The organism is Micromonospora sp. SL1-18, from assembly GCF_047921505.1.
Lineage (GTDB): Bacteria > Actinomycetota > Actinomycetes > Mycobacteriales > Micromonosporaceae > Micromonospora.
This window is the reverse complement of the sequence record NZ_JBLROA010000019.1, coordinates 101,142-107,388: the sequence shown is the minus strand read 5'-3', so window position 1 is coordinate 107,388 and position 6,247 is coordinate 101,142. Positions and strand designations below refer to the sequence as shown.

Sequence of the window (6,247 nt, the reverse complement as noted above, 5' to 3'; positions counted from 1 at the left end):
GAAACGTCGGTCGCCCCGGCCGTCCTGGTCACCGAAACGTCGGTCACCCCGATCGCCGAAGCGCCGTCCGTGCTGCGTGCGGTCCTCGTACCGGTACTCGCCCCGTTCGCCGGAGTCGCGTCCGCTCCGTTCGCCGTAGCCGCGTCCGTCGCGGTCGCCATAGCTGCGGTCGCCGTAGCTGCGGTCGCCGTAGCTCCGGCCACCGGTCGGCCGGTCCCCGAACCGGCGCTCGCCACGCCCGCCACGGTCGAACGACCCGCGCTCGCGGCCGCCGGAGTGGCGCGGGCCGGACGGTCGGTTGCCGTGCCGGCGCGGCTCGGGCTCGTCCCGGACCGGCACCCCACTGGGCTCGCGGGCGCCGGTCAGCTCGGCCAGCGCCAGGTCGCCCGCCCGCACCCGGGTCTGGGCCGGTTCGACGCCCGCCTTCTCCAGCATGGCGAGGGTCGTCCGGCGCTGCTTCGGCAGCACCAGGGTCGCCACCGCACCCGACTCTCCCGCCCGAGCGGTACGCCCCGCCCGGTGCAGGTAGTCCTTCGGGTCCTTCGGCGGGTCCACGTGCAGCACCAGCGACACTCCGTCGACATGGATGCCCCGGGCCGCCACGTCGGTGGCGACCAGCACGTTCATCCGCCCCTCGCGGAACTCGGCCAGGGTCCGGGTACGCATCCGCTGGGTCTTGCCGCCGTGCAGGCCGCCGGCGCGTACGCCCACCGCGGCGAGCTGTTCGACCAGCCGGTCGACGCCGAGCTGCGTACGGGCGAAGAGCATGGTGCGCCCGTCGCGGGCCGCGATGGACGCCGCCACGGCGAACTTGTCGTGCGGCGGGATCAGCAGCAGGTGGTGGTCCATGGTGGACACGGCGGCGGTCGGCGGCGCGGTCGAGTGGGTGACCGGGTCGGTCATGAACCGCTTGACCAGGGTGTCGACGTCGTTGTCCAGGGTGGCCGAGAAGAGCAGCCGCTGGGCGTCCGCCGGCGTCTTCGCCAGCAGTTCGGTGACCTCGGGCAGGAAGCCCATGTCGGCCATCTGGTCGGCCTCGTCGAGCACGGTGATCTCGACGTCGTTCAGCCTGCACACGCCGCGCTCGATGAGGTCGCCGAGCCGCCCCGGGGTGGCGACGACGATCTCCACGCCCCGGCGCAGCGCGTCGATCTGCCGGTCGTACGGGACGCCGCCGACGGCGGTCTTGACGAAGATGCCGACGGCCTTGCCGAGCGGCATCAGCGCGTCGTTGACCTGCATGGCCAGCTCACGGGTGGGCACCAGGACCAGGGCGCGCGGGTGCAGCGGGCGGGCCCGGTTGCGGTCGGCGAGCCGGGCGATCATCGGCAGGCCGAAGGCGAGCGTCTTGCCCGAACCGGTCTGGCCCCGGCCCAGGACGTCGCGGCCGGCGAGCGCGTCCGGAAGGGTGGCCCGCTGGATCTCGAACGGGGTGGTGATGCCCTGTCGGGCGAGCGTGTCGACCAGCCGCCGGGGCAGGCCCAGCGCGGCGAAGTCGGTGCTCTCGGTGGCCGGACGCTCCGGCGTGGGGGTCTGATCGGCGTACGGGGAAATGCCTGGGGCAGCAGAAATGGTCAAGAAAGGCCTTTCGAGCGGGGCGCATCTTCGCGATGGCCCGCCGCGGCGCTGAACGCCGCCGAATCGCCCGCAAGATCGCCCATGGGCGCGCAACCGGCGCGCCAGGTCAATGATCTCCACAAGTGTACGGCGGCCCCGTGTGGTCGCCACCGCACCGCGACGCAGTAGTGGGCGGTCTCACCCCGTCAGCGGCTCAGCATGTTGCCGGTCAGCCGCTCAGCGCGTTTTCTGCCAGGAACACCACCAGCAGGCTGATCGCGATCAGCAGGCCCAGCGAGACGGCCATCACGATGATCACCTTGGTGGTGCTGGACCGGGCCGCCGGGGGGTCCTCGGCCCAGCCCTGGGCCAGAATGTGCCCGGTCAGGGAGCCGGAGCTCTCCGGCGAGTTGCCCTGCGGAAACGAGACCGTGGCGAAGCCGGGCCCGTCGGTGCCTCCGTACGCCGTGCCGGCCAGGTCGGGGCCGCCCTGATAGCCCGTCCTCGGGGGCACTGCGGGCCCGCTGACCGGGTATGCCTGCCCGGCGTCCCGGCCGGTCGAGTTGTTCCGCTGGTCGGTCGACGGCGGCCAGGTGGGCAGCGCGGGCGCCGGCACCACCGGCGCCGCAGCCGTCACCGGCGGCCCGGGGATCGTCGGGGACGCCGGCGCCCCAGCCGGCGCGGAGACCGGTGCAGGCACGCCCGCCCCAGGCACGGAGACCGGTGCAGGCACAGCCGCCCCGGGCGGCGTGGAGACCGGCACGCTGGCCCTGGCCACCGGGATGGCCGGGGGCGCGGAGACGGGCCGGCCCGCCGGGTGGGCCAGCGACGGTTCGACCGTCAGGGGAGTGGCCCCCGGGCTGGTCGTGGCGGGCGGAGGAGGAAACGGCGGAGCCGGCATGGGGCCGGGCGGCGGCGGAGGCGATGGCACCGGCGGAGCGGGCGGCGGCACCGGCGGCTCGGGCCGCGGCGGGACCGGGCCCGGCGGGGTCGGCCCGGGCGGCGGCGCGGGCACTGGTGGCACCGGCCGGAACGGCGGCTCCGGCTCCGGCATGGGCGGTGCCGGCGATGGCGGGGTGGGACCCGGTACGGGCGTCGGAGCCGGCTCGGGTTCCGGCAGGGGTGGTGCCGGTGGTTGCGCCGGCTCCGGTGGTTGCGCCGGCTCGGGTGGCTCGGGGTTGACCGGCCCCGCGCGGTAGACCTTGGCACCGCCCGCCTTTGCCACGGTCGCAGCGGCGGCCTCGTCCGGCGACATGCGGCTCAGGCCGGGTACGGCGGCGCTGGCTCGGGCCTGCCCCGCCTCGGCCCGCGGTGCCGCCTGCCCCGCCTCGGCCCGCGGCGCGGGCTGTCCCGCCTCGGCTCGCGGTGCGGCCTGGGCCGGAGCAGCCGCCCGGTACGTGGTGGCGGTGGCCGGCGAACCCGGCACGGCGCCAGCCGGCGGTGGTACGGCGGCACCGGCGACGCTGACCCGTGCCCGGGCGGCCGCGGCCGGGGCGGCCTTGCCGACAGCCGGGCCAGCCGGATCACCGGCGGGCTCGGGCGTGGATCCGGGGTGGACCGTCTCCGCCGGAACCTCTTGCTCGCCCATGCTCGCCCCTCCGCACCCGCGCTCGCCCCCTGACCGTGGCGTCGGCCAGGAGTGCCTGGGTCTCACCGTGCCACATTCCGGCACGGCAGCACAGCCGGAGTGGACGGTTGGGTCAGCTACCGGTGCTCGGGCTGGACGAGGTCGTGTCCGCCGCGCTGTTCGACGGCTCCACTCCGCTCGGGTCGGTGCCCGGGGTCACCTCCGGCTTGGTGCCCGTCGAGTCGCTCGGGGAGGGGGTCGGCGAGCCGGACGTCGGCGACCCCGTGGGCGAGCTGCTCGGCGAGGTCGACGGGCTGGGGCTCGGGCTCGACTTGGTGGGCTGCGGCGTGGGTGTATGGGTCGGCTTCGGGCTGCCCGGCTGGGCCGGCGTCGGGGTCGGCTTCGGCTTGGGGATCGGGATCGGGGTCGTCGTGGTCGGACCCGGTGCCGGGGTCGTCGCGGTCGGGCCCGGCGCCGGGGTGGCCGGGGCGGGGACCGCGCCGACCACGCGGGTGGCCGCGTAGAGCCGGGACCAGCGGACCACCGAGATCTTGACGACGTCGCCGGTGCGCGGCGCCTCGACCATCTTGCCGTTGCCGATGTACATGGCGACGTGGTGGATGGTCGTCCAGCTGCTCCCCGAGGCGAAGAAGAGCAGGTCACCCGGGAGCAGCGCGTTCGGGTCCACGGTGCGGGAGCGGGTGGCGAAGTACTGGTCGCGGGAAACCCGGGGCAGGCCGTGGTAGCCGGCCGCCCGGTACGAGGCGAGCACCAGGCCCGAGCAGTCGAAGCGGTTCGGCCCTTCCGCCCCCCACAGGTACGGGTCGCCGAGCTGGGCGAGGGCGTACCGCACGGCGGCCAGCGCAGTCGGGTGGGCGACCTGCCCGCTGACGCTCTGGTTGATGACGTACGAGCTGCCGATCTGCTGCTCGGCTGCGTCCTGGCGCTTCTCGATCTCGAGCAGCTGCGCGGCGTTGTCCTTGCGCAGCTTGAGCAGCACGCCTTCCTGCCGGTGCAGCTCCACCTCGATCCGGGCGTACTCGGCGGCCATGTCGTCGGCGCGTCGCTTGACCGCGTCGTACGCCGCGCGGGCGATCCGCTCATTGGCGGTGGCCCGGGTGACCTCGCCGGCGACCGCGGTGGTGGCCCCATCGGCCTTGTCGCCGCGGGTGATCCGCTGGAGGGCGCTGAGGTCACGTAGGTCGGGGCCGAACGGTGCGGGCGGGACGGCGGCGGCGGCCTTGACCGCGTCGGCGGCGGCGCTGCGGGCGCTCTCCTGGGCCTGGGCGAGCGCCGCTTCGGCCTCCTTCAGGTCGGCCTCGGCGCGGGCCAGCTCGGCCTTCACCGCCTCCCACTGTTCCTTGACCTCGAGCAGGTCGTCACCGAGCTGGGCGACCTGGGCGTCGACCTGGTTGATCTGCGCGATGAGCGGCCCGTCGGCCGGGTTGGTGACGCCCGGGGTGGCACCGGGTGCACCCGGGGTCTGACCGGGCCCGCCGGGAACCGTGCCGGGCAGCTGCAACGTGCCGCCGACGGTGGGTCGGGATCCGGTGCTCGGGATGGTGTCGGGCAGCGGGTCGGCCCAGACCGGAGTGGCGATCGCGGCGGCCGCCACCACGCCGAGCAGGGCGGACCAGAGCTTCGGGCGCAGCACCGGAGAGATCAGCGGCCTCCTGCGTCGTTGCCGTCGACCCTGCCTGCTGTAGACCATGCCGCTCCCCGTCCGGTCTGGCGTCTTCCGCGCGTGGTGCGCGCGGTGAGCAGGGACGGTACAGGTGTGTGTTCCGCCCCATCCTGTCTTACCCCACCGGCGCAGGTATGTCGATGTGCACAGGGTGACGGCCGACTGGGAGTCCGGTGAACTTGGTCGCTGCGGTCGACCGGGTCGCCGGTACGTCGGAGGACCGACGTACGCTCGACCGGGACCGCAGGTGGAAGGGACGTGGCTTTCGATGGACGCCGGACTCAAGCGTGAGCTCGAAGCGAAGGTCTACGCGGGGGAGCGGCTCACCCGGGAGGACGGCATCGCCCTCTACGCGTGCGACGACCTCGCCTGGCTGGGGCGGCTGGCCCACCACAAGCGCACCGAGATGAACGGCGACCGGGTGATGTTCAACGTCAACCGGCACCTCAACCTGACCAACGTCTGCTCCGCGTCGTGCGCGTACTGCTCGTTCCAGCGCAAGCCGGGCGAGAAGGACGCCTACACGATGCGTATCGACGAGGCGGTCCGCAAGGCCAAGGAGATGGAGGACGAGCAGCTCACCGAGCTGCACATCGTCAACGGCCTGCACCCGACCCTGCCCTGGCGCTACTACCCGAAGGTGCTGCGCGAGCTGAAGGCGGCGCTGCCGAAGGTCAACCTCAAGGCGTTCACCGCGACCGAGGTGCAGTGGTTCGAGAAGATCAGCGGGCTGGGCGCCGACGAGATCCTCGACGAGCTGATGGATGCCGGCCTGGAGTCGCTGACCGGCGGCGGCGCGGAGATCTTCGACTGGGAGGTCCGGCAGCACATCGTCGACCACGCCTGCCACTGGGAGGACTGGTCGCGGATCCACCGGCTGGCCCACTCGAAGGGCATGAAGACCCCGTCGACCATGCTCTACGGCCACATCGAGGAGCCCCGGCACCGGGTCGACCACGTGCTGCGGCTGCGCGAGTTGCAGGACGAGACGGGCGGCTTCCAGGTCTTCATCCCGCTGCGCTACCAGCACGACTTCGTCGACTCGGCGGACGGCAAGATCCGTAATCGGATCCAGGCCCGGACCACGATGGCCTCGCCGGCCGAGTCGCTGAAGACCTTCGCCGTGTCCCGGCTGCTCTTCGACAACGTCCCGCACGTCAAGTGCTTCTGGGTGATGCACGGTCTCTCGGTGGCCCAGCTGTCGTTGAACTTCGGTGTGGACGACCTGGACGGTTCCGTCGTGGAATACAAGATCACTCACGACGCCGACTCTTACGGCACGCCGAACACCATGCACCGCGACGACCTGCTGCACATGATCTGGGACGCCGGCTTCCGCCCGGTCGAGCGGAACACCCGCTACGAGATCGTCCGCGAGTACGACCCGGCCCCGTCGCTGGCCGAGCGCCGGGCCGAGCCGCAGCAGGTCTGGGCCTGAG

Annotated in this window: 4 protein-coding genes; 1 reads left to right on the top strand and 3 read right to left on the bottom strand. The window is 73.4% G+C overall.

The window, feature by feature from the left end:
* The 3 genes from ACNAW0_RS12345 to ACNAW0_RS12335 all read right to left on the bottom strand — a co-directional run.
* On the bottom strand, positions 1-1,554 hold a 1,554-nt coding region (locus ACNAW0_RS12345; RefSeq protein ID WP_416287946.1), incomplete at its 3' end, for a DEAD/DEAH box helicase.
* 232 nt (positions 1,555-1,786) lie between these two features.
* On the bottom strand, positions 1,787-3,145 hold the full coding sequence (locus ACNAW0_RS12340; protein ID WP_416287938.1) for a hypothetical protein: 1,359 nt from the start codon (positions 3,143-3,145) through the stop codon (positions 1,787-1,789).
* A 112-nt stretch (positions 3,146-3,257) separates the two neighbouring features.
* Complete coding sequence (locus ACNAW0_RS12335) at positions 3,258-4,835, bottom strand: NlpC/P60 family protein (protein ID WP_416287937.1); 1,578 nt, start codon at positions 4,833-4,835, stop codon at positions 3,258-3,260.
* Between the two features lie 241 nt (positions 4,836-5,076).
* On the opposite strand from ACNAW0_RS12335, the gene mqnE reads away from it, so the two are divergent.
* On the top strand, positions 5,077-6,246 hold the full coding sequence (gene mqnE / locus ACNAW0_RS12330; RefSeq protein WP_416287936.1) for an aminofutalosine synthase MqnE: 1,170 nt from the start codon (positions 5,077-5,079) through the stop codon (positions 6,244-6,246).
* Position 6,247 lies beyond the last annotated feature (1 nt).